The 23,225-nt window shown below is 63.8% G+C and carries 22 protein-coding genes and 1 tRNA gene; 14 read left to right on the forward strand and 9 right to left on the reverse strand.

What is annotated here, in order from left to right; all coding sequences use genetic code 11:
• Positions 1–76: 76 nt before the first annotated feature.
• Positions 77–2,686: a bifunctional aconitate hydratase 2/2-methylisocitrate dehydratase gene (acnB, locus tag GYA94_RS09695; protein ID WP_029888008.1), complete on the reverse strand. Its 2,610-nt coding sequence runs from the start codon at positions 2,684–2,686 to the stop codon at positions 77–79.
• A 406-nt stretch (positions 2,687–3,092) separates the two neighbouring features.
• Between acnB and GYA94_RS09700 the strand changes: the two genes are divergently transcribed.
• Positions 3,093–3,560, forward strand: coding sequence for a DUF1289 domain-containing protein (locus GYA94_RS09700; RefSeq protein WP_161892253.1), 468 nt, complete (start codon positions 3,093–3,095; stop codon positions 3,558–3,560).
• A 128-nt stretch (positions 3,561–3,688) separates the two neighbouring features.
• Positions 3,689–4,285, forward strand: coding sequence for a hypothetical protein (locus GYA94_RS09705; protein WP_161892207.1), 597 nt, complete (start codon positions 3,689–3,691; stop codon positions 4,283–4,285).
• A gap of 13 nt (positions 4,286–4,298) precedes the next feature.
• Here GYA94_RS09705 and queD read toward each other — a convergent pair whose 3' ends face one another.
• Positions 4,299–4,655 (reverse strand): 6-carboxytetrahydropterin synthase QueD, encoded by a 357-nt coding sequence (queD, locus tag GYA94_RS09710; RefSeq protein WP_009685940.1) that lies wholly within the window; start codon positions 4,653–4,655, stop codon positions 4,299–4,301.
• A gap of 53 nt (positions 4,656–4,708) precedes the next feature.
• On the reverse strand, positions 4,709–5,788 hold the full coding sequence (locus tag GYA94_RS09715; RefSeq protein ID WP_161892208.1) for a patatin-like phospholipase domain-containing protein: 1,080 nt from the start codon (positions 5,786–5,788) through the stop codon (positions 4,709–4,711).
• Between the two features lie 201 nt (positions 5,789–5,989).
• Between GYA94_RS09715 and GYA94_RS09720 the strand changes: the two genes are divergently transcribed.
• The 5 genes from GYA94_RS09720 to GYA94_RS09740 all read left to right on the forward strand — a co-directional run bounded on the left by GYA94_RS09720 (position 5,990) and on the right by GYA94_RS09740 (position 10,004).
• Positions 5,990–6,298, forward strand: coding sequence for a PepSY domain-containing protein (locus GYA94_RS09720; RefSeq protein WP_161892209.1), 309 nt, complete (start codon positions 5,990–5,992; stop codon positions 6,296–6,298).
• Positions 6,298–6,612, forward strand: a complete 315-nt coding sequence (locus GYA94_RS09725; RefSeq protein WP_009685937.1) for a PepSY domain-containing protein — start codon at positions 6,298–6,300, stop codon at positions 6,610–6,612. The genes GYA94_RS09720 and GYA94_RS09725 overlap by 1 nt, the downstream gene beginning before the upstream one ends.
• Positions 6,613–7,281: a response regulator transcription factor gene (locus tag GYA94_RS09730; protein ID WP_161892210.1), complete on the forward strand. Its 669-nt coding sequence runs from the start codon at positions 6,613–6,615 to the stop codon at positions 7,279–7,281.
• Positions 7,278–8,594: an ATP-binding protein gene (locus GYA94_RS09735; RefSeq protein WP_009685935.1), complete on the forward strand. Its 1,317-nt coding sequence runs from the start codon at positions 7,278–7,280 to the stop codon at positions 8,592–8,594. The genes GYA94_RS09730 and GYA94_RS09735 overlap by 4 nt, the downstream gene beginning before the upstream one ends.
• 252 nt (positions 8,595–8,846) lie before the next feature.
• Positions 8,847–10,004: an HPP family protein gene (locus GYA94_RS09740; protein ID WP_161892211.1), complete on the forward strand. Its 1,158-nt coding sequence runs from the start codon at positions 8,847–8,849 to the stop codon at positions 10,002–10,004.
• Here GYA94_RS09740 and GYA94_RS09745 read toward each other — a convergent pair.
• Positions 9,978–10,844 (reverse strand): LysR family transcriptional regulator, encoded by an 867-nt coding sequence (locus tag GYA94_RS09745; protein ID WP_009685932.1) that lies wholly within the window; start codon positions 10,842–10,844, stop codon positions 9,978–9,980. The genes GYA94_RS09740 and GYA94_RS09745 overlap by 27 nt on opposite strands.
• 178 nt (positions 10,845–11,022) lie before the next feature.
• Here GYA94_RS09745 and GYA94_RS09750 point away from each other — a divergent pair, with 178 nt between their 5' ends.
• The gene (locus GYA94_RS09750) at positions 11,023–12,912 is read left to right on the forward strand and encodes a propionyl-CoA synthetase (protein WP_161892212.1); all 1,890 of its coding nucleotides are present in this window, start codon (positions 11,023–11,025) and stop codon (positions 12,910–12,912) included.
• Here GYA94_RS09750 and zapE read toward each other — a convergent pair.
• Together zapE and GYA94_RS09760 are read right to left on the reverse strand one after the other, a co-directional pair.
• The gene (gene zapE, locus GYA94_RS09755; RefSeq protein ID WP_161892213.1) at positions 12,909–13,985 is read right to left on the reverse strand and encodes a cell division protein ZapE; all 1,077 of its coding nucleotides are present in this window, start codon (positions 13,983–13,985) and stop codon (positions 12,909–12,911) included. The two genes, GYA94_RS09750 and zapE, sit on opposite strands and share 4 nt — an antisense overlap.
• 130 nt (positions 13,986–14,115) lie before the next feature.
• Positions 14,116–14,358 (reverse strand): DUF465 domain-containing protein, encoded by a 243-nt coding sequence (locus GYA94_RS09760; protein ID WP_009685928.1) that lies wholly within the window; start codon positions 14,356–14,358, stop codon positions 14,116–14,118.
• A gap of 257 nt (positions 14,359–14,615) precedes the next feature.
• Between GYA94_RS09760 and GYA94_RS09765 the strand changes: the two genes are divergently transcribed.
• Positions 14,616–14,690, forward strand: a tRNA-Gln gene (locus tag GYA94_RS09765).
• Positions 14,691–14,831: 141 nt separating this feature from the next.
• On the opposite strand, the gene GYA94_RS09770 is transcribed toward GYA94_RS09765, so the two are convergent.
• From GYA94_RS09770 to GYA94_RS09780, 3 genes are read right to left on the reverse strand one after another with little or no spacing between them, the layout of a single operon-like run.
• Positions 14,832–17,231 (reverse strand): response regulator, encoded by a 2,400-nt coding sequence (locus GYA94_RS09770; protein ID WP_161892214.1) that lies wholly within the window; start codon positions 17,229–17,231, stop codon positions 14,832–14,834.
• Between the two features lie 13 nt (positions 17,232–17,244).
• Complete coding sequence (locus GYA94_RS09775) at positions 17,245–17,706, reverse strand: response regulator (RefSeq protein WP_009685925.1); 462 nt, start codon at positions 17,704–17,706, stop codon at positions 17,245–17,247.
• Between the two features lie 6 nt (positions 17,707–17,712).
• Positions 17,713–19,971, reverse strand: a complete 2,259-nt coding sequence (locus GYA94_RS09780) for an ATP-binding protein (RefSeq protein ID WP_161892215.1) — start codon at positions 19,969–19,971, stop codon at positions 17,713–17,715.
• A gap of 267 nt (positions 19,972–20,238) precedes the next feature.
• Here GYA94_RS09780 and GYA94_RS09785 point away from each other — a divergent pair, with 267 nt between their 5' ends.
• The 5 genes from GYA94_RS09785 to GYA94_RS09805 are packed head-to-tail and all read left to right on the forward strand — an operon-like array spanning position 20,239 to position 23,213.
• Entirely contained in the window at positions 20,239–20,766 is a 528-nt protein-coding gene (locus GYA94_RS09785) for a Csu type fimbrial protein (protein WP_110677759.1), read from the forward strand.
• Between the two features lie 30 nt (positions 20,767–20,796).
• Positions 20,797–21,333 carry a Csu type fimbrial protein gene (locus GYA94_RS09790; RefSeq protein ID WP_054913375.1) on the forward strand — a complete coding sequence of 179 codons (537 nt, stop codon included), beginning with the start codon at positions 20,797–20,799 and terminating at the stop codon, positions 21,331–21,333.
• An 18-nt stretch (positions 21,334–21,351) separates the two neighbouring features.
• Entirely contained in the window at positions 21,352–21,882 is a 531-nt protein-coding gene (locus GYA94_RS09795) for a Csu type fimbrial protein (protein ID WP_161892216.1), read from the forward strand.
• A 3-nt stretch (positions 21,883–21,885) separates the two neighbouring features.
• On the forward strand, positions 21,886–22,389 hold the full coding sequence (locus GYA94_RS09800) for a Csu type fimbrial protein (protein WP_161892217.1): 504 nt from the start codon (positions 21,886–21,888) through the stop codon (positions 22,387–22,389).
• A 47-nt stretch (positions 22,390–22,436) separates the two neighbouring features.
• Positions 22,437–23,213 (forward strand): fimbrial biogenesis chaperone, encoded by a 777-nt coding sequence (locus GYA94_RS09805; RefSeq protein WP_161892218.1) that lies wholly within the window; start codon positions 22,437–22,439, stop codon positions 23,211–23,213.
• Positions 23,214–23,225 lie beyond the last annotated feature (12 nt).

Genomic DNA, 23,225 nt, shown 5'->3' on the forward strand with positions numbered 1-23,225 from the left:
GCGCACAACAAAAAAGCCCCGGCATTTCTGCCAGGGCTTCTTCTTGTAGCTTGCAGCTTACAACTTGCCGCTCAGCTTACGCCTGTACCACCGGGATCTTGGCGTTGGCAGCCGCTTCGCGGAACTCGGCGATCTGGTCGAAGCTCAGGTAGCGGTAGACGTCGGCAGCCATGCTGTCGATGTCTTTGGCGTACTGCATGTACTCTTCGACGGTCGGCAGCTTGCCGATGATCGAAGCCACGGCAGCCAGCTCGGCCGACGCCAGGTACACGTTGGTGGCGTCGCCCAGGCGGTTCGGGAAGTTACGGGTCGAGGTGGAGACCACGGTCGAACCGGTCTGCACACGTGCCTGGTTACCCATGCACAGCGAGCAGCCTGGCATTTCCATGCGTGCACCGGCCTTGCCGTAGATGCCGTAGTAGCCTTCTTCGGTCAGCTGGTGTGCGTCCATCTTGGTTGGCGGGGCCAGCCACAGACGGGTCGGAATACCGCCCTTGACCTTCTCCAGCAGCTTGCCGGCAGCGCGGAAGTGGCCGATGTTGGTCATGCACGAACCGATGAACACTTCGTCGATTTTCTCGCCCTGAACCGAGGACAGCAGGCGCGCGTCGTCTGGGTCGTTCGGCGCGCAGAGCACAGGCTCTTTGACGTCGGCCAGGTCGATCTCGATGATTTCGGCGTACTCGGCATCGGCGTCGGCCGACAGCAGCTCAGGCTTGGCCAGCCAGGCTTCCATGGCCTGGGCGCGGCGCTCGAGGGTACGGGCGTCGCCGTAACCTTCGCCGATCATCCAGCGCAGCAGGGTGATGTTGGACTTCAGGTACTCGGCGATGGCCTTTTCCGGCAGCTTGATGGTGCAGCCGGCAGCCGAGCGCTCGGCCGAAGCGTCGGACAGCTCGAAGGCTTGTTCGACAGTCAGTTCGTCCAGGCCTTCAATTTCCAGGATGCGGCCGGAGAAGGCGTTTTTCTTGCCTTTTTTCTCGACGGTCAGCAGACCTTGCTTGATGGCGTAGTAAGGGATGGCATGGACCAGGTCACGCAGGGTGATGCCAGGCTGCAGCTTGCCCTTGAAGCGCACCAGGATCGACTCTGGCATGTCCAGCGGCATGACGCCGGTGGCCGCGGCGAACGCAACCAGGCCGGAACCGGCCGGGAACGAGATGCCGATCGGGAAGCGGGTGTGCGAGTCGCCGCCAGTACCCACGGTGTCGGGCATCAGCATGCGGTTCAGCCAGCTGTGGATGATGCCGTCGCCTGGGCGCAGCGACACGCCGCCACGGGTGCGGATGAAGTCTGGCAGGGTGTGGTGGGTGGTGACGTCGATCGGCTTCGGATAAGCCGCGGTGTGGCAGAACGACTGCATCACCAGGTCAGCGGAGAAGCCCAGGCAAGCCAGGTCTTTCAGCTCGTCACGGGTCATCGGGCCGGTGGTGTCCTGGGAGCCGACGGTGGTCATCTTCGGTTCGCAGTAGGCACCTGGGCGCACGCCCTGGCCTTCAGGCAGGCCACACGCACGGCCGACCATTTTCTGGGCCAGGGTGAAGCCCTTGCCGCTGTCGGCTGGCTGCTCCGGCTTCTTGAACAGCTCGGATGGGCCTTGGCCCAGTTCGGCACGGGCTTTTTCGGTCAGGCCTCGGCCGACGATCAGCGGGATACGGCCGCCAGCGCGCACTTCATCCAGCAGCACTTCGGTTTTCAGGGCGAAGGTGGTGACCAGCTCGTCGCTGCCATGGCGGCGCACTTCACCTTTGAACGGGTAGACGTCGATGACGTCGCCCATGGCCAGGTTGGTGCAGTCGAACTCGATCGGCAGGGCGCCGGCGTCTTCCATGGTGTTGTAGAAGATCGGGGCGATCTTGGTGCCGAAGCAGAAACCACCGGCGCGCTTGTTCGGCACGTACGGGATGTCGTCGCCGAAGAACCACAGCACCGAGTTGGTGGCGGATTTACGCGAGGAACCGGTACCGACCACGTCACCGACATAGGCAACCGGGTAGCCTTGGGCCTTGACCGCTTCGATCTGGGCGAGTGGGCCTACCGAACCCGGCTGCTGCGGCTCGATGCCGTCACGGGCCATTTTCAGCATGGCCAGGGCGTGCAGCGGGATGTCAGGGCGCGACCAGGCATCGGGTGCAGGGGACAGGTCGTCGGTGTTGGTCTCGCCAGGCACCTTGAACACGCTCAGGGTGTACTTGTCGGCGATGGCCGGGCGCGAGGTGAACCACTCGCCGGCAGCCCAGGATTCCAGCACGGCCTTGGCATTGGCGTTGCCAGCCTTGGCTTTTTCGGCCACATCGTGGAAGGCATCGAACATCAGCAAGGTGTGCTTGAGCTGTTCGGCCGCGACGGCGCCCAGTTCGGCGTCATCCAGCAGCGCGACCAGCGTTTCGATGTTGTAGCCGCCCTGCATGGTGCCCAGCAGTTCGGTGGCGTGCTTGCGGTCGATCAGCGGCGATTGGGTTTCGCCCTTGGCGACGGCAGAGAGGAAAGCAGCCTTGACATAGGCAGCTTCGTCGACCCCTGGCGGTACACGGTGGGTGATCAGTTCTACGAGGAAGGCTTCTTCGCCGGCCGGCGGGTTTTTCAGCAGCTCGACCAGGCCTGCGGTTTGTTCGGCGTTCAGCGGCTGGGGCACGATGCCCAGGGCGGCGCGCTCTTCGATGTGTTTGCGGTAGGCTTCAAGCACAGTTATTTCCCTCATCAGTGGTCCCTAAAGGGGGTCCGGGACGCTCATCCAGCATTCAATGCACCCATGCGCCGCCACGGCTTTTTGAGCCGCCCGGCCAGGGTCGCAAAGAATCCTTACGGAAGCTGCTTTCAAAGTTTTACGCCTGCAGAACGGGGTGCTGATGAGGGCTGGCGCGGGCATGCGAGGGATGCATGGCCCGGGCCAACGCCGTTCTACCGGATCAACTGTGCTCGTGACGCTTTGAAAACAGCTTCCTACGGACATTGTTGCCTGTGAAAAGGCGGGATGATTCTACGGCAAAAAAAGCCCGAAGGTAAGGCGCAGAACATCACTTTAACGAGTGACCCTGGTTAGACAAAGGGCTAACATGGGCGCGTGTTCCACCGCCATGCTGTTGTTTTTCATGTCCAACAACTCCATCAAGACCCCTTGCGTCGGCCTGTGCTCCACGGTGTATGGGGATACGGTTTGCCGCGGCTGCAAGCGCTTCCACCACGAAGTGATCCACTGGAACGGCTACGATGACGCGCAAAAGCGCGCTGTGTGGCTGCGCCTTGAGCAGTTGCTGGTGCAGGTCATGATGGCCAAGCTCGAGGTGTTCGACAAAAGCCTGTTGCGCCAGCAACTGGAGCAGCGCTCCATCCGCTTCGTCGACCAGCAGTCGGAATATTGCTGGGCCTACCAGCTGATCGCCCGCGGTGCGCGGATGATCCGTGATCTGGAAGCCTACGGCATGGTACTGCTGCCGGAATTTCGCGACTGGGAACTGCCGCAGTTGCGCGATGCCATCGACCGCGAATTCTTCCTTTTGTCCGAAGCGCACTACCAGCGTTACATCGCCCCTGCGTTTCTCGCCAGCTCGCTGGGCTAAGCGCTGGCATCAGCGCCTTCGCCGCGTTCACGCCTTGTTTGCATGGCCTGGGAGCGGGTTCCGGCTGCAAGCGGGCAACAGCACTCACTACTGTCTTCCTTTTCCGCCAGTGAAGAGGGCTCGACGGCATGTCCCACTACCAATTCCAACCTCAGAAAAGCTTCATTGCCAGGCTGTACTGGCAGCCACGCTTGAGCACGCAAGGGCAGGTTCAAGGCGTGCCCATCGGTGACACAGGTAATGGCGATTCGCCCTTTACCAGTGGTGGCTGGCTGCACGCCGGTGAAGACCATTACACCGACACGGTGGCACCGGCGTATGTGATCTCACGGCGCAAATTCCGCACGCTGTTTTGGTTCGGCTGCTACGAGACCGATGGTGAGTACGACTTCGAGATCCGCGCCGTGGGTGACGAAGACAGCCATCCGCACTGGCGGCGGCGCGGTCACCGCCTGGATGTCAGCCGCAACGGCTATCTGGCCCTGTACTCGGCCGCGCAGGCAGTTGGCCATGACGCCCTGGCTGCCGGCACCATGCTCTGGCGCCTCGATGGCCTGGCGCCAGAGCAGCTTGCCGAAGGCGATGCGGTCAGCGACGTGAGCCTGGTCAGCCTGCGTGGCAAGACGGTCAGGCGGCTGGTCGAGGACGGCTTTCCCTACCTCAGCGAGGTGCAAGGTGAAGCAGGCTACCTGCATTTGCAGGTGCTGAGCATAGGGGCCGCCTGACCCTGGCGGTGTTTCAGTCGCCGTAGTATTCGCACCCGCTGGTGCAGGTCTCGTGGATGCGGACTTTGGACAGCTCCGGCAGCAGCGGCTTGACCTGATCCCAGATCCACTTGGCGATTACCTCGCTGGTGGGGTTTTCCAGGCCGGGGATGTCGTTCAGGTAATTGTGGTCGAGCTGCTCGTAGATCGGCTTGAAAATGGCCTTCACCTCGGCGAAGTCACGGATCCAGCCGGTGTGCGGGTCCAGCGGGCCGGTCAGGTGCAGGCCGACCTTGAACGAGTGGCCGTGCAGGCGGCCGCATTTGTGCCCGGCAGGCACGTGGGGCAGCCGGTGGGCCGATTCGAATGTAAATTCCTTGAAGATTTCCACGCTGTCAGAACTCTGAGTGAATCAATAATGCGCGCAGTTTAACAGCATGACCGCTACAAGGCTTGCAGGCGTTCATGCAGCCGCCCGGTGGCGATCAGTTCCAGCAATTCGTCGCCCAGCCGCTGGCTTTCGGCAATGGCCTTGTACCAATAGCGTTTGCGCCCCGCGGCATCGCCCATGAAACGCTTGAAGTCGTTGCGGTCTGGCAACTTGCCGAAGGGCAGGGCGGCCAGATAGTGCGGTGAGGGCGTCATCAGCAACACGTTCTGCAGTCGCCTGGCATCGCCCTTGCGCCAGGGCAGCGCCTTGTCGAACCAGCCGGGTATGACCTTGTCGGTGAAGTGCGGGTACAGCACCAGGTCGTCGCCGTGGTAAGGCAGGTCGAGGTGGTAATCGAGCAAGCCGCCGTCGCGGTAAGTACCGGCGCCCGCCCCAGGAATATCCTTCACCCCCTGCATGACCATCGGGATCGAGCCCGAGGCGAGCAGGGCCTGGCGCAGGTTGGCCAGGTCCAGCGGCAGGTAGCGCGAAGGGAAGTCGGTCAAGGCATCGAGCGGCGGCGCGCTACGCCCGTCATGCAGGATGATGCGCTCGAAGTGGCGCGCCAGGCGTGCCCGGCCCAATAGATTGCTGGCGACCACCGAGCCCAGGCCGAGGCCCAGGCGGGCACGCTGGTCGTGGGCGAGCTGACCATGGCTTTTCACCACCAGGATGTTCAGGCGATAGTGCGTGTTGGCCAGCAACTGGGCGTCGCGGCCCTGCAGCAGGTCATCGAGCATTGTTGCGCAACTGCGGCTGATTTCGGCCGGTGTTACCCCTTTGGCGAAGTCTTGCTCGGTATACAGTTCGCCAAGCCGGCGGATGCCGGCCACCGGGTCTTGCAGGCAGGCACTGGCGAACCGCCAGGCGCCGATCGAGGCGCCGATCAGCGCGCGTTGGCGCGGTGCCGACGGTAGCCACTCACCGAACAGGGCCAGGTCCAGGCCTTGGATGCCGAGTGGCTTCGGCCCGCCCGCTGCGCCTGGCAGCACACCCACATCGGCCGCCTGTAGCCCACGCTCGCGGATGTGCTGCAGGGCACGTTGGCCCGCCTTGAACGTGAGCGCAGGGTATTTGATGTGGATGGCGCTCATGACGGATCTCCTGGGTATCGAGCCGGTGATTATAAGGTTCGGTGAAGCGAATACTGCGTGCCGATGCAACGGCGCGGTGGAACATCACACGGCCCCGCAGGCTGCGCTATCATGCCGCCCGTTGCTTTCAGGTTGAATTAAGGACCGCCGGGTAATCTTAACCCCGTAGACAACTTGTACAGCTCTCAGGAGAGAAGCACGATGAAAACCTTGACTGCCCTGTTCACCGCCGCCGCCCTTGCCCTGGGCACCAATGCCGCTTTCGCCAAGGATGTGCAGCCCGACGAAGTGGTCAAACTGGTAAACACCAAGACAATCAAGTCGCTGGACGAACTCAAGGCCACTGCCATGGCCAAGCACCCCGGCGCCACCGTTACCGATTCCGAGCTGGAAGACGAGTACGGCCGTTACATCTACAAAGTCGAGCTGCGCGATACCCAGAACGTGGAATGGGACGTGGCACTGGACGCCAAGACCGGTGAAGTGGTGAAGGACGAGCGAGACAACTGATGCGTCGCTTACCACGGCCAGCGCGCTACCTGGCGCTGGCGCTGCTGGCCGTGTGCTCGCTGGCAGCCGCCCGCGACCTCGACCAGGATGAAGCCCTTAAACTGCGGCAAAAGGGCGTCATCCTGCCACTCGAACAGTTGCTGGAAACCGCCCTGGGGCGTTACCCCGGGGCGCGTTTGCTGGAAGCCGAGCTGGAAGAGGACGATGATCGCTACGAATATGAGGTCGAGCTGCTGACGCCTGCTGGCGTGGTTCGCGAAATCAAGCTTGACGCCAGCACCGGCGCCCTGCTCAAAGATGAGGAAGACGACTGAATGCGCCTGTTGCTTGTCGAGGACAACGTACCGCTGGCCGATGAGCTGATTGCCGGCTTGCAACGCCAGGGCTATGCCGTGGACTGGCTGGCCGATGGCCGTGACGCGGTGTACCAGGGCCAGAGCGAGCCTTATGACCTGATCATCCTCGACCTCGGCTTGCCGGGCATGCCGGGCCTGGAGGTGCTCGCCCAGTGGCGTGCCGCTGCGTTGGCCACGCCGGTGCTGATCCTGACCGCGCGCGGCTCTTGGGCCGAGCGTATCGAAGGGTTGAAGGCATGGGCCGATGACTACCTGAGCAAGCCGTTTCACCCCGAGGAGTTGCAGTTGCGCATACAGGCGCTGTTGCGCCGTGCCCGCGGCCTGGCCAACCAGCCCAGGCTGGAAGCGGCCGGCTTGCACCTGGATGAAGGCCGCCAATGCGTGAGCCGCGACGGTGTAGATATCCAGCTGACCGCTGCCGAGTTTCGCTTGCTGCGCTACTTCATGCTGCACCCGCAGCAGATCCTGTCCAAAAGCCACTTGGCCGAACACCTGTACGACGGTGAAACCGAGCGTGACTCCAATGTATTGGAGGTGCACGTCAATCACTTGCGCCGCAAGCTGGGGCGCAGCGTGATCGAAACCCGTCGTGGGCAAGGTTACATCTACGCCGGGAGCGCCGAGTGAAGTCGATCCAGGCGCGCTTGAGCCTGGGCCTGGTCGCTGTGCTGGTGGTGGTAGGCGTGGTGCTGGCACAACTGACCCTGTGGTTGTTCGAAGCCGGCCTGCAACGCTACCTGGAAAACGGCCTGCGCAAGGAAAGCGAGAACCTGCTGGTGGCCCTGGTGCGGGGGCCGTCCGGCCTGCAGCTGGACGAGCGGCGTATCTCGGCGGCTTACCAGCGGCCGTTTTCCGGCTACTACTTCCGTATCGACTTCGACCAGGGCACCTGGCGTTCTCGTTCATTGTGGGATCTGGATATGCCCAAACCGGCGGCCCCAGGGCTTTCCGACAGCCATGAGCTGCGGCCGGAAGGGCAGCACCTGTTAGCACTGCGTGCCGACTACCGGCGCCTGGGGCAGGATATTTCCATCAGCGTGGCCCAGGACTATTCCCCGGTACGCCAGGGGTTCCGGCGCCTGCAACAGATCGGCCTGGGCATGGGCCTGGTGGCGTTGATTCTGGTGCTGGTGCTGCAGCGCATTACCGTCACCCGCTCGTTGCGGCCGCTGGAGCGGGCACGCCAGCAGATCGCCCAGCTGCAGCAGGGGCAGCGTTCGCAACTGGATGCCGAAGTCCCCAGCGAGCTGGCCCCGTTGGTGGGGCAGATCAACCATTTGCTCAGCCACACCGAAGACAGCCTGCGCCGTTCCCGAAATGCCCTGGGCAACCTTGGCCATGCGCTGAAAACACCGCTGGCGGTGCTGCTCAGCCTGGCGTCGAGCGAGCGCCTCAAGGATTTGCCGCAAGTCAGCGCGCAGATGCGTGAGCAACTGGAGCAGATCCAGCAACGCCTGGCCCGTGAGTTGAACCGGGCGCGCCTGGCCGGCGACGCCCTGCCAGGCGCGCAGTTCGATTGCGATGCCGAGTTGCCCGGCCTGCTCGAAACCCTGGGCATGATCCATGGCGAAGGTTTGCTGCTGGCCAGTGATGTGCCGCCCGGGCTGTCACTGCCATGGGACCGGGAAGACGTTCTGGAGCTGCTGGGCAACCTGCTGGACAACGCCTGCAAATGGGCTGACAGCGAAGTGCGCCTGGGGGCCGAGGCGGATGCCGAAGGGTATCGGCTGTGGGTCGATGATGATGGGCCGGGCATTCCCGAGGGGCAGCGCCAGCAGGTGCTGGGGCGCGGGTCGCGGCTGGACGAGCAGGTGGACGGGCACGGCCTGGGCTTGGGCATCGTGCGTGACATCGTGGAGGCCTGGGGAGGGCAGTTGGCGTTGCAGCAAAGCCCGTTGGGCGGGCTGCGGGTGAGCCTGAACCTGCCGCGCAAGGCCTAGTGGTCCCGAGCCGCGCCTGCGGCTGCGGCGGCCTGCTTTGCCGATAGGCACTGCAAAAAAATTGCAGTACAGGCGCATTTTTTTGAATTGGCCCAATCGCGCCGCGCTCGGCACAATGCCCTCACGAAACCGTGCGGTTTCCATCTCTCCATGGACGGAGCCCCTTGTGATATTGCCTGCGCAATACCAGGCCCAGGCAGCTGCCCTGGGCTTTCTTTTCAAACCGAAAAAAACACGACCCCGATAGTTCAAATGCCTGCCTCGCGTTCCGAAAGTCGTCTGCTGCGGCTATTGCCGCCCGCCCTGAATATCCCCCCCAAAGAATGGTTGCGTGCCGGTATTGGCGCACTGCTTGGCTTGTTCCTCGCCGGCTGGCTGACCAGCATGGCCTACGGCCCGGGTATCGCCCTGCACTTGCTGGGCCCGTTGGCCGCGTCGGCGGTGCTGGTGTTCGCGGTGCACTCCGGCCCGTTGGCCCAGCCTTGGCCGGTGCTGGGCAGTTACGCCCTGGCAGGCGCTGTTGGCCTGGCCATGCGCCAGGGGTTCGGCCCCGAGTTGTGGGTAGCCGCCGTGGCGCTGGGGATCTCGATCCTGGTCATGTGCCTGCTGCGCTGCCTGCACCCCCCGGGTGGCGGGGTGGCCGTGAGTGCGGTACTGGCCGACCCGGGCCTGACCGCCCTGGGCGACCACCTGTTGCAACCGGTGTTGCTCAATGCACTGATCCTGGTAACGGTGGCAGTGCTCTACAACCGCCTGACGGGCGTGCGCTACCCCAAAGGCGCGGTAATCCGCAAGGACCTGCACCATACCCATGACCCACTGCCTACCGAGCGCGTTGGCGTGCGCAGCGAAGACCTGGACCATGCCCTCGAAGAGCTGGGCGAGTTCGTGGACGTCACCCGGGACGAACTGGAGCGCATTATCCTGGCCACCGAGCAGCATGCATTGCAGCGCAGCCTGGGCGGCATCACCGCGGCGTCAGTGATGTCTCGCGATGTGCAATTCGCCAGCCCCGACACGACGTTGGAGCAGGCCTGGGCCATGCTGGCCAGCCATCATCTGAAAACACTGCCGGTGCTGCAGCACGGCAAACTGGTGGGCATTGTCAGCCTCAGCGATCTGGTTGGCCCGGCCATGCAGCGTGGCCGTTTCACCTGGCGCGGACTGTTTGGCCGCCCGCCCGTGCGCCTGGCCCAGGTGATGATGCATCCAGTGGTCAGCGTCAGCAGCCAGCACCCGCTGGAGCGCCTGCTGCCGCTGCTGTGCGAACAAGGCCTGCATTGCCTGCCGGTGCTCGACGATGGGCGCCTGGTGGGGGTGATCACCCAGACCGATCTGATCGCCGGCCTCAAGCGCCAGTTGCTCAGCAAGGCCCAACAGGTTTCAGAGAACAGGGTCCCAGCGTTGTGACCAGTCGCTTGCGCCGGCGGCCACCAGCCGGCGCAGCACGCTGAACGCCTGTTGCAGGGCTTCGCTGTCGCGTTTGCGCGGGTAGACCAGATAGGTTGGGTAGGTGAATTCCGGCGCGTGCGGGACTCGCTCGAAAACCCCACTGTCGAGGTAGGCCTGGACCACCCGTGTGCGGAAGTAGCCGCTACCGCCTTGGTCGAGAATGAACTGCAGCGCCAGTGGGCCGAGGTTGAAGCTCAGCGCCGGGCGCGCGCAGTCGGGCAAGGCCGCGTCATGCTGGCGGCGGAAGGCCTGGCCCCAGTCGATGTAGATATACGGCTCGGGCCGATCGACCCGGCGCACGCGGATCAGCTTTTCTTCCATCAACTGCTCGACCTGCAAACCCGGGCCATAGGTTGGCTGGTAGACCAGCGCAGCGTCCAGCAGGCCCATCTCGACCTTGCGCAGCAGCGCCTCGCCGTCGCTGACCTCGCTGCGGATCGCGTGGCTGGGCAGTTCGCGATGCAGGGCGCTGACCCAATCGAGCATCATCGGGTTGCCCAGGCTCACTTCACCGCCTACATGCAGCACCTGCTGGCAGCCCTCGGGCAGCGGCAGGTCACGGCGCGCCGCCTCCCAGGTCTGCACCAACTGGTTGGCATAACTGACGAAAGCTTCGCCATCGCAGGTCAAGCTGGCGCCACTGCGGCTGCGCACGAACAACTGGCAACCCAACTGCTGTTCAAGGCGCTGCACCCGGGCGGTGATCGCCGTTTGCGAAACGAACAGGCGCTCGGCGGCAGCGACCAGGCTGCCGCAGCGCACGATCTCCAGAAAGGTACGGGCCTGTTCGATATCCATGGGCTGCTCGGTGGCTTGAGGGGGGCCTATTCTAGGGGTTTTGCACCGAAATAGGGCGCATTGGCGCGTTATGCAAATTTGCAGGTCGGTTGTGACTTTAGTGGCCTGGCGAGGCGGGCGGTGCAGTCCATACTTCAGGTTCGCCCTTCAATAACAACAAAATCGGGTTCCTTTCGATATGAGCTACCAGCACAGCTACGCCCAGTCCATCTCCGACCCTGCCGCTTTCTGGGCGAAACAGGCCGCTCACCTGGCCTGGTATCAAAAACCTGCCCAGGTCTTGCAAGAGAACGCCGATGGCACTCACCGCTGGTTCGCCGATGGCCGGCTCAATAGCTGCTACCTGGCCCTCGATCACCAGATCGAGCAGGGCCGCGGCGAGCAATTGGCGCTGATCTACGATTCGCCGGTGACTGGCGTGCAGCAAACCTACACCTACCTGCAGTTACGCGACGAGGTGGCGCGCCTGGCCGGCTTGCTGCGTGAACTGGGCGTTAACAAAGGCGACGGCGTGATCATCTACATGCCCATGGTGCCGCAGGCGGCCATGGCCATGCTGGCCTGTGCGCGGATTGGGGCGGTGCACTCGGTGGTATTCGGAGGCTTCGCCGCCAACGAGCTGGCCCTGCGCATCGATGACGCGCGGCCGGCGCTGCTGCTGACGGCTTCCTGCGGGCTGGAGTTCGACAAGGTGATCCCCTACAAGCCACTGGTCGACCGTGCGCTGCAACTGGCCAGGCACCAGCCGCGCTCGGTGCTGGTGCTGCAGCGGCCGCAGATGAAGGCCGATCTGCTGCCAGGGCGCGACCTGGATTGGCAGGTGGCGGTGCAAACTGCCAAGCCGGTTGAGCCGGTGGCGCTGGATGCCGGTGACCCGCTGTACATCATGTACACCTCGGGCACCACGGGCAAACCCAAGGGCATCGTCCGCGAAAACGGCGGCAACGCGGTGGCACTGTGTTACGCCATGCGCCATATCTACGGCATGCAAGCCGGTGATGTGTGGTGGGGCATTTCCGATGTGGGCTGGGTGGTGGGGCACTCGCTGATCGTCTACGGGCCGTTGATGAGCGGCTGCACCACGATATTCTACGAGGGCAAGCCGATTCGCACGCCAGACGCCGCTGCCTACTGGCGGGTGGTCGAGCAGTATCGGGTCAATGCGCTGTTCTGTGCGCCCACGGCCATGCGTGCCATTCGCAAGGAGGACCCGCAGGGCGAGCGGGTACGCAACCATGACCTCAGCTCGCTGCGCCATGTGTTCCTGGCGGGTGAAAAGCTCGATTCGAGCACCCATCAATGGCTGGAGCAGGTGAGTGGCAAGCCTGTGCACGACCATTGGTGGCAGACCGAAACCGGCTGGCCAGTCACTGCGCCCTGCGTGGGGCTGGAGGGCAGCGCGGCACGGCCGGGTTCGAGCAACCGCGCCGTGCCCGGCTATCACGTACGTGTGCTGGACGACGAAGGGCGCCTGCTGGGCCCCCACCAGCAGGGCTCGATCGTGATCGCCCTGCCATTGCCGCCCGGTTGCAGCCAGACGCTGTGGGGCGACCACGCACGTTACCTGCAGGCCTATCTGCACAGCTACCCTGGCTACTACCACACGGGCGATGGCGGCTACCTGGACGATGATGGCTTCGTTTACATCATGGGGCGCACCGATGATGTGATCAACGTATCCGGGCATCGGCTTTCCACGGGGGAAATGGAAGACCTGGTGGCGCGCCACCCGGCGGTGGCCGAGTGCGCGGTGATTGGCGTGCATGACGAAATAAAGGGCCAGGTGCCGTTGGCGCTGGTGGTGCTCAAGGACGGCGAGGGCATTGCCGAGGCGCAGTTGCTGGTCGACCTGGTGGGCTGCGTGCGCGAGGAAATAGGCCCGTTGGCGTGCTTCAACCGAGTGCGGCTGGTGAAGCGCCTGCCCAAGACCCGCTCCGGGAAGATCCTGCGGGCGGTGTTGCGCAAGATTGCCGATGGGCAGGACTACGTCCCGCCTTCGACCTTGGACGACCCGGCAGTGCTGGGAGAGATCGAGGCGCTGCTGGCTGACTTGCCCAGGGCGGTTTAGCCCTGAGGCCCGACCACCTGCAGTTGCCCCAGGCGGCTGCGGGTGCGCATCAGGTCGGCAAGCGGCCCACCCAGGCTTTGTTCCAACGGTCGTTTGCCGATCACCGTCACCTGCCTGTCCTGGTCGTACAGCACATCCACCAGGTTGACGAAACGTTGTTGCGCCGCCAGGGAGCAGTCCGCCAGGTCCTCCAGCCCATCGATGACCCATTCGTCGTACTGCTCGGCCAGCACCAGGTAGTCGATCACCGCCGTGGCCTTTTCGCACAGGTCGTCGAAGCCGAGCACCACGCGCCGGCCCTCCACCGCAAGGGCGCGCAGTGGGCGCTTGTTCACGTCCAGCTGCACTGGCCGTGGCGCGGGTACCTGCAACGCCTGGCGCTGCGCGGCAGTGCCGGGCCATACATAATGCCCCTGGGTGAACCGCTGCTGCTCGCGGTTGGCCGGCAGGCTGCGAAAGTCGGTATCGCCACCGATTTCCAGGACCTCCATCGAGCTGTTGATCAGGCGGATCACTGGCAGGAAACGCTCATGGTACAGGGGGTTGGGCAGCAGCCCCTCAGGCGCGTAGTTGGACGTCACCAGCAAAAACACCCCGCGGCTGAACAAGGCATTGAACAGCCGGGTGAGCAGCATGGCATCGCCAATGTCATGTACATGGAATTCATCGAAACACAGCACCCGGCAATCGCCTATCAGCTCGTCCAGGGTCGCGCCCAGTGCGTCGTCCAGCGCCCGGTGGCGATGCATGCCTTGGTGCAGGCGGGCAAAAAAATCATGAAAGTGCAGGCGCTTCTTGGCTTCGACCGGTACGGCCTGATAGAAGCCGTCGAGCAGCCAGCTTTTGCCCCGGCCGACCGAGCCGTACAGGTACAGGCTACGCGGCTGGCCTTGCTCCAATTGTGCCAATTGCCTGGCCATGCAGTGGATCACCCGGCGCTGGCCATCGCTGAGCTGATAACCGCGGCTGTGCGCCTTGTCTTCGAACCAGGCGAGCAGTTCGCTCTGATGCGCGGCAGCGCCGCGCAGGCGTTGGCCAAGTTGGCGCAGCGGGGTAGGGATCCAGGCAGGCAAAAGCACAGCTCCTTGGGCATTGACGGGGCAGTGTGCAGCTTGCCCGAGGGCGGCGATTTTGACCAATAGAGAAATTGCGCGGCAATCATCACTTCTCGCGATAGGTGCCGCCGCCACGGCTGTCGCTGGGCTATGCCTTGCGTTCCAGCTGGCGCTCGATCATGTACTTCACCGCCAGGCGGCGCTCTTTCAGGTGGCGCAGGTCCTCGTCGACGAAATTGCCTGCCGAGATGGCCTCGGCGGCCAGTACCTGGTTGTCGATATCGACGTACTCATCCAGCAAGCGATCCAGTGCCTTGTCGGCCTGGCGACGTTGTTGAACGATCTCGCGTGGGTAGTGCAGGTCCTGGTAAAGGTCGTGAGAGACAGGCATGGGTTCCTCCTTGGTCAATGCAGATGGGTTATCTGATTTGAAGGGAGGAACGCGAATGTGTTGAAGCGAAGCGAGAAGAAAACGACGGATGGTAGGCGGCGGCGGCAGAAATGACTAAGCCGCTGTTTTTTGGCAATTTTTTTTCATCAGGGGGTTCACAGACCGAAACTTTGTTGTTAAAGTGCCGCGCATTCCAAGACAACACGCAGTTGTCACTCACTTGGAATTGTCAGAGCAGCTCACGCTGCATCCGATACAGGGGCGTCGCCAAGCGGTAAGGCAGCAGGTTTTGATCCTGCCATGCGTTGGTTCGAATCCAGCCGCCCCTGCCATTTCCCAGTTCCAAACGTAACTTGCCCGGTGCTTATTCTGATGAGCGTCGGGTTTTGTCGTTTCTGCGCGTGCGAAATGCCACACCCACTGTGGCCGCAGCGTTGCGTTGGCCCAGGGCCGCAAAGCGGCCCAGCCATTGGTCAGCCCTGGCGCACTGCCAGGCCGCCCAGCATCTCGTTGAGCACCCGCGCCAGTTCATCGGCTTGCACCGGTTTCTGCATCACCAGGCTGCCCGGCAATTCCAACCCTTGCAACTCCGCATAGCCGGTAAGAAACACCACCGGCAGGTGCGGGCGCCGCTCGCGGGCCGCCAAGGCCAGTTGCCCACCGTTGAATTCCGGCATGGCGAAATCGGTCAGCAGCAAGTCGATCTCGTCATCCAGCAACGCCAGTGCCTGTTCGCCGCTGTGCGCCTGGCGCACCTGGTAGCCGTACTGGCGCAGTACATCGCCGAGCATGTCACGTACCAGGTGGTCATCGTCCACCAGCAGTACGGTCCGGTTACGGCCGCTATCGTTGATCGAAAGGCTGAGCACGGCAGCTGCCGGTTCACTGACCGCGCGGTCTTTCACTGCTGGCAGGTATACCGCCACCTCGGTACCACGCCCTGGCTTGGTGTCGATGCGCACACCACCACCGGACTGTTTGGCGAAACCAAAGACCTGGGCCAGCCCAAGCCCTGAACCCTTGCCGATATCCTTGGTGGTGAAGAACGGCTCGAACACCTTGGCCACCACCTCTTCGCTCATGCCGCACCCGGTGTCGCGAATGCTCAGCATCACGTATTCGCCTCGCTCAGGGTCTTCCGGGCGCTGTGGGGGGGTGTCGATGCAGGTGTTGTGGGTCGCCAGGATCAACTGGCCGCCATCGGGCATGGCATCGCGGGCATTGATGGCCAGGTTGAGAATGATCATTTCAGTCTGGGTCGGGTCGGTCAGCGCCTGCCACAGGCTTGGGTCCAGGTCCAGGCGCACCGAGATATTGCCGCCCAAGGTGCGGCGTAATAGTTCCTCAAGGCCCGCCAGGGTGCGGTTGAGGTTCAGCGGTACCGGTTCCAGGCGCTGGCGACGGGAGAAGGCGAGCAATTGCGAGGTCAACTTGGCACCGCGCTCACCCGCTTCGCGAACATGCTTGAGGCGCGACCGGGCTTTGTCCAGGTCGCCCCGGGTCAGATCGCGCTCAAGGAAACTGGCACCGGTGAGGATCACGGTCAGCAGGTTGTTGAAGTCGTGCGCCACGCCGGCAGTCAGCTGGCCGACCGCTTCCAGGCGTTGCATCTGCTGCAAGGCGGCCTCGATGCGCTCGCGCTCATCGATCTGCTCGCGCAGGCGGGCATTGGCTTCGGCCAGGCCCAGCGCGGTTTCGCGCTCGCTGGTGATGTCCCGGGCGACCACGTAAAGCAGGGTGTCTTCGGGGACCACGACCCACGACAGCCAGCGTTGCTGGCCACTGGCGTGAAGGATGCGGCCAACGAAACGCACGCTGGTACGGCCGTGCGCGAGCGCGGCCAGTTCGGTCAACAGCAGTTCCTGATCGCTGTCGGGCAACAGGTGCAACAGCGACGACTGGCTCAGGCGCTCGCGGGAAAAGCCCAGGCTGGCTTCCCAGGCGGGGTTCAGCGCCACCGGGGTGAGGTCCTTGTTCAGCACTGCCAGCAGATCCTGTGACAGCTCCCAGGCGCGGTCGCGTTCACGGGTACGGCGTTCCACCCGCTCGCCCAGCATCTCGTTGAGCTGGCGCAGTGCCTGGGTGGCCAGGCGCTGGGTGTTGATGTCTTGCAGCACGCCGGAAAAGCGCACGCACTGGCCGTTCACGAACTGGCTCTGGCCACTGCTGAGCAACCAGCGCGGCTCCTGGCCACTGGGTTGGGCAGTGCGAAATTCCACCCGGTATTGGCCACCGCTTTCGGGCAGCATGGCGTATTCGACAGCATTGCGCACCAGCGCAAGGTCGTCTGGGTAGATGCCGTCGTAGAACACCTGCATGGTCATTTCCATGCTGGCGGGCAGGCCGAACAGGGTCTTGCAGCGCTCGTCCCATATCAACGAGCCATCTTGCGGGCGCAGGTCCCAGGTGCCCATGCCCGCGGCGTCGATGGCGATGCGCGCCCGCGCCTCGACATCGACCAGTGCCTCCTCGGCGCGGCGCCGGCGCTGGCGCTCCTGCACTTCGGTCATTGCCCGGCGTACCGCCTTGGGCAGTAGCGGCAGGTTCTTCTTCAGCACATAGTCGGTAGCGCCCAGGCGGATCATTTCCACGGCATGCTCTTCGCCGTAGATCCCGGAGAGAAAAATGAACGGGGTGTCGGCAGCCAGGCGCTGGGCGATGGCCAGCACCTCGGTGCCGGACGAGCCCGGCAGCACGCAGTCGCAAAGGATCAGGTCGTAGTGGTCCTGCTTCAGGGCATGCTCGACCCCCGTATGGTCGAATACCAGATGCGATTGCACATGCAGCCCGCTGCGCTCCAGGCGCATCAAGGTCAGCTCGGCGTCCATCGAGCTGTCTTCGACCATCAGTAGTTTCAACGGCGTTTGCGGCATCGTTGCGGCGGCCTCAATTGCTACCGCGACGGTTCAGCCGCAGCGAGCCAGGTGGTGGTTCATTCAGTACGGCCCAGAAGATGCCCAGGTCGGAAATGGCGGCGACGAATTCCTTGAATTCCACGGGTTTGACCACATACGCGTTCACCCCTAGCTCGTAGGCGCGCAGCAGGTCGGGCTCTTCGCGGGACGAGGTCAGCATGACCGTGGGGATACTACGCAGCTCGGCAGTGGCGCGCACTTCCTTGAGCACCTCCAGGCCGTCGACTTTGGGTAGCTTCAGGTCCAGCAGCATTACAGCAGGGTTGCCGTCATCACGATCGGCATAGGCGTTGCGGCGCAACAGGTAGTCCAGCGCCTCGGCACCGTCGCGCAGGACGATGACCTCGTTGGCCAACTGGCTACGCTCCAGAGCCAAAAGCGTCAACTCCAGGTCTCGTGGATTGTCTTCGACCAGCAGGATGGGTTTGAGCATGATTGTTCAGGTGCCTCGGGTAGTCGCGGGTTGGCGCGGTAGAGAAAAGTGGAAACTGGCGCCATGGTCGATCTGGCCCTCGGCCCAGACACGGCCATCATGGCGCTCGATGATACGGCGCACGCTTGCCAGGCCAATCCCTGTGCCTTCGAACTCTTCCATGCGGTGCAGGCGCTGGAATACCCCGAAAAGCTTGTTGGCGTAGGCCATGTCGAAGCCCACGCCGTTATCGCGGATACAGATTTCGGTTTCGTCCGGGTGTTGCTCGGCGCTGATCGAAATGCGCGCGGGCTCACGACCGCGGGTGTACTTGATGGCATTGGCGATCAGGTTGTGCAATGCCAGGTTGATGAATGCCGGGTCCCCGATCACCTTCGGCAGTGGCGCGATGTCCCAGATGATCTCGCGGCCTTGGTAATCGGGCGCCAGTTCGCTGCGGATAGCCTCGACCAGGGCGTTCAGGTCGACATCGGACATGCGCAGGGCAGAGCGGCCCATTTGCGAGAAGTTGAGCAGGTTGTCCACCAGGCTGCCGGCGAAATTGGCGGCTTCACCGATGTGCTGCAGGAAGCGCTGGCCACGCTCGCTCAACCCTGCGCCCTCGATTTCGCCGAGCAGCTCGGTATAGCCGGCAATGTGCCGCAGCGGCGCGCGCAGGTCGTGGGAAACGCTGTACGAAAACGCCTCGAGTTCCTTGTTGGAACGGCGCAGTTCACCGGCCAGCTGTGCCAACTCTTCGGCCTTGCGCAGCACAATGCCAAGCACTGCGGTGCGCAGCTCCTGTACGCCCTCGACCACCAGTGGCTCCCAAGGTGCGCAGTAGCCATGCAGTCGCTCCTGCCAGCGCTCGAAACTGTGCCGCGGGTCGAGGTTGCCCTGCGGCCCCACCTGCTTGGTCGGCTGGCCTGCCCAATTCACCGTGCGTACCTGTTCGGGGCGGAACCACAGCAGGTAGTGCGAATGGATCTGCGAAATCGCGACGGCCAGAACGCCACCGGCATGGTCTGCCAGCTCGGGCAACTCGTCGATGTCGCGGCGCACGTTGTCGGTGCAAAATACATGTTCGTCGCCACGTTGGCTCAGCCAGTGCACCAGCGCCGTGACCTGGGCGGTGGGTGGCGTCTGGCCGAACAGGTGGCAGCGCTCTGCCGAGATCACCGCGGCGCCCTGGGCGTCGGCAAAGGCCAACAGGACTTCGGGCACCTCGCGCAGGCCATCGCTGACGCTGTCATGGTCGGCCATGGACGAAATCATGCGGACAATGTGCTGGCGCAGTTCCAGGACCTTGCTGGTGCTGGCATGTGACTCGCGGGATTCGACCTGCAACGACAGCACGCTGGCCAGTAGCTCGCAGGCGGTGCGCGTACGCAAATCTACAGGCCTGGGTTGCTGATGGTGGCAAGAGATCAGCCCCCACAACTCGCCATCGGCCACGATCGACAGGGACATCGACGCCAGGGTACCCATGTTGCGCATGTATTGCAGGTGCACCGGTGAAACGCTGCGCAGTGTCGCAAAGCTCATGTCCAGCGCCTTGCCGGTACGCGGGTTGGCTGCCGGCAGCAGCGGCGAAGGCTGGTAGTTGGCGTCCTCGATCACACGGATACGGTTGACCCGGTACAGTTCGCGCGCCTGGCGCGGGATGTCCGAGGCCGGAAAGCACAACCCCAGGTAGCTTGGGTAGCCCGGGTCGGCGACCTCTGCCAGAACCTGGCCATTGCCTTCTGCATCGAAGCGGTAAGCCTTGATCCGGCCAAAACCGGTGATGCGCTTGAGTTGAACCACCGTTTGCTGCAGCAGCTCTTCAAGGCTGCCGGCCAGGTGCAGGGTGCTGACGAAGTTGCGCACCAGCGGGTAGTAATCGCCTTGCCCGGTGAGGTCGGACGGCAGCCGCGGTGGTTCGAGTTCGGCGATCAGCACCTGATCGTGACGGTGGGCCAGCAGGTGCAAGGCGGCGGTGTGCGGTGCCCCTTCGCACAGGTGCACATCACCAATGTGAAAGGGGAATACTTCGTCTTCGGGTAACCGCGAAAGGTGCATGCGCAAGTCGAACCCGCCACTGACCAGCTCGGCGAAATGGCAACCGATAAGCTCCATGGCCGGCTTGCCCAGCCACTGTTCGACGTTTTCACTGGCCTGGAGTACCCGCAAGTCGGCTTCGTCGACGACCAGCAGGAAACCGTGGGGCTGGACGCTGCCGGGCACCTGGATCGGTTCCTGAGCGCAACGCTCCACGGCTTGGGCGAGCGTGCTATCTGCAGTCATCAATTGAAAGCTCCTGTCTTGTCGGTCCATGCTTGCCGCACGAGTTTGAGGCAGGATGATGGAGGTACACCTTATCAGAATATCGGCCCATTCGCCGGCTTCTGGCCATTTGAGGTCTGTGAATCACGATGGGTTCTGCCCCTTGCAGGTTTTTTTTCATCGAACGCTATCGCTTTGTTGCTAATACCAAAAAACGGTCGGTTGCAGCTTTTGGCGCCGTGCCTTGCTGCTAGGCTCAACTGAGCATAGAGCGATAAGGACAACAAGGTGAAGGAGCGCTTACTGGCCGGGTTGTTTGGCCTGTTACTGAGCAACGCTGGGGCAGCGGCAGACTTCCTGGTGGAGGTGCGGGTACTGGTGCAGCGCGGCTGCATTCTGGTCACCCAGGCCCGCGACGCGGGCGCGCAGGCTGCTGGGCGAATCGACCTGGGTGCTGCGCCGCGGCTGGATGGCCCGGCGGCACCGCTGGCCGGGGTGTTGCTGAGCCAGCGCCCCCCGCGCCTTGAGTGCAACCCCGACACGCCTTATCAAGTACAGGTCGACGGCGGCCAGCACGGCGGCACTGGCGACGTGCGTTACCTGGCCAGCGACGACGCCCCGGGCCGGCCTATTCCTTATCGGCTCTATCGCGACGCGGCCTGGCGCGAGCCACTGCCAGTGAACGTTGCGCAGGCGGCCCGGGTGCCCGATAGCGGCTCGGCCGAATTGCCGCTGTATGCGCGAATCGACACGCTGGCCTGGGTGCCGAAAGCCGGCCTGTACGCCGACCTGTTGAAAGTCACGGTCACTTGGTGAGGATGCTGCCATGCACAAGGACGCGCAGCCATGAACCGCACCTCGATCCTGCTGTTGACCCTGGGGCCTTTACTGGTACCAGGCGGTGCAGCGCATGGCAGCGCCACTGGCTTCATTCAGGCGCGGCTGGTGATCAGCGCCGCCTGCCAGATCAGCAGCAACGAAGCGCAACCGGCGACCCTGGCCAACCCGGGCTTGCTGGACTTCGGCGAGCGGGGCCCGAACTGGGACCAGCCGCTGCGTAGCCGGGTGGATGAAGCAGGCGGCGAGGGCAGCCTGCAAATCAGTTGCACCCCCGAAGTGCGTGCATTCAACGTGCGCATCAATGGTGGCATGCATGGCGACGACGGCATTCGCCGCCTCAGCAACGGCAGCCAGCTGATTCCTTATCAACTGGCACTCGACCCGGGCGGCAACAGCCGCTACGGCATTGGCCAGGCACGGGCCTTCACCATCAGCAGCACGCAACAGATACCGATCCCCATCTATGGCGTGGTTGTGGCGCAACCGCGCGCGCTGCCAGCCGGGCTGTACCGCGACACCCTCCGGGTGACCCTGGACTGGTAACCACGCAAGGAGACTCCGATGCGAACGACCCTTTCATGCTGCATCCTCGCCGGCCTAGGTTTGGCCCTGGCCACGCAGGCCCAGGCCGCCACGGTGACCGGGACCATCAACTCGACGCTGACCTTGACGGCGGCCTGCCAGGTCAATGGCAGCTCAGGCACCTCGGGGTTGAACTTCGGCTCGCTGGATTTCGGCACCCAGGATGCCTTGTTCACCACGGCCAACGCACAGGTGCTGGGTAGCGGTGGCGCGCTGAGCATCCTGTGCTCGGCGGGCACGGTGCCGGCGATTCGCGTGCGTGCAGGGTCGCATGACGGCCAATCGACCGACGGCACCCGTGCACTGGCTGACGGCGCGGGGAATTTCGTGCCCTACGACTTCTATACCGACTCCGGGCGCACCACCGTGTTGGCCATCGATGGCACCATCACCCTGCCAACCAGTACCGGTGTGGCGCAAACCGTCAACCTGTACGGCCAGGCGCGTGGCAAGGCCGGGTTGCCGGCTGGGGTGTACACCGACACGGTAGCCGTCGAGTTGTCGTTCTGAGCCATGCGCCATTGGCTGACGGTGGGCCTGGCTGGCCTTGGTGCGCTACTGGCGGCGCCACTGGATGCGGCCACTACCAGCACCTTCACGGTCGCGGCGCAGGTCGCTGCCGGTTGCCTGGTGGTGGGCGGTGTCAGCCAGTATGGGGTGCTGAACTATGGCACCCAGTCGGCGTTGTCCACCAGCGTGCTCAGTACCTCACTGGGCGGCACCACGGTGACCTTCCAGTGCACCCCGGGTGTGGCGGTGAGCATGAGCCTGGGCGGTGGCCAGAACAGTACCAGCGGCACGCGCTATCTGAAGAACACCAGCGGCAGCCAGGTCCTGGCCTACCAGTTGTACCGGGATGCCGCCTACAGCCAGCCGTTGGGCATAGGGCAGAGCGCCACCGTGAGCTACAGCGACGCCGCGGCGATCAAGCTGCCGGTGTATGGGCGGGTTCAGCTGACCGGTAAGCTGCCGGCAGGGACTTATACCGATGTTGTGCAAGTGATGGTGACCTGGTGACCTGGTGAACGCCAGCGGCGCCAATGACCAGTGCTAAGGAGAGCTTGATGGCAGTAGGCGCGAAGTGGGCGCGAGGGCTGATCGGGTTGTGGTGGTTGGCCAGCCTGCCGGCTGGTGCAGCCACCTCGGTGTTGATCTGGCCGATCGACCCGGTGCTGGAGGCCGACCAGAAGGCCGGCGCACTGTGGCTGGAGAACCGCGGTACCGAGGCTGCCAACTTGCAGGTGCGGGTGTTTGCCTGGCACCAAGGGCGTTACCAGGAGCAGTTCCAGGCCCAGCGCGAGATCATCGGCAGCCCCCCGGTGGCCAATATTCCTCCTGGGCAGAAGCAATTGATCCGCCTGACCCGCACCGGCCCTTCACCTGCCGGCCAGGAAAAGGCCTATCGCATCATCATCGACGAAATTCCGCCGGCCATCCCGCTCGACAAGGCCGGCCCCGGCACCACGGCCGCCATTCGGCTGCAGATGCGCTATTCCGTACCGCTGTTCGTCTACGGCGAAGGGCTGTGGGGCAAGGCGGACCCCGAGGGCGGGCGCACCGCCGCCAGCGTGGGCAAGCCCCAGTTGAGCTGGCGGCCTGTCACGGTGCAGGGCAAGCCTTATGTGGAGCTGCGCAATACCGGCCCGGTGCATGCACGGCTGACCGACGTGGTGCTGCAGCAGGGCGGCCAGCGCAAGGCGCTGGCCGAAGGTTTGCTGGGCTATGTGCTGCCGGGTGCGAGTATGCGTTGGCCGGCACCCGTGGCGCTCAATACAGGCAGTGTGCTGCAAGGCCGGGTCAACGGCCAGGCCACGGCCGACACCCTACCCCAGGGGCAGTGAACCAGCACCAGA

The organism is Pseudomonas juntendi (assembly GCF_009932375.1).
Lineage (GTDB): Bacteria > Pseudomonadota > Gammaproteobacteria > Pseudomonadales > Pseudomonadaceae > Aquipseudomonas > Aquipseudomonas juntendi.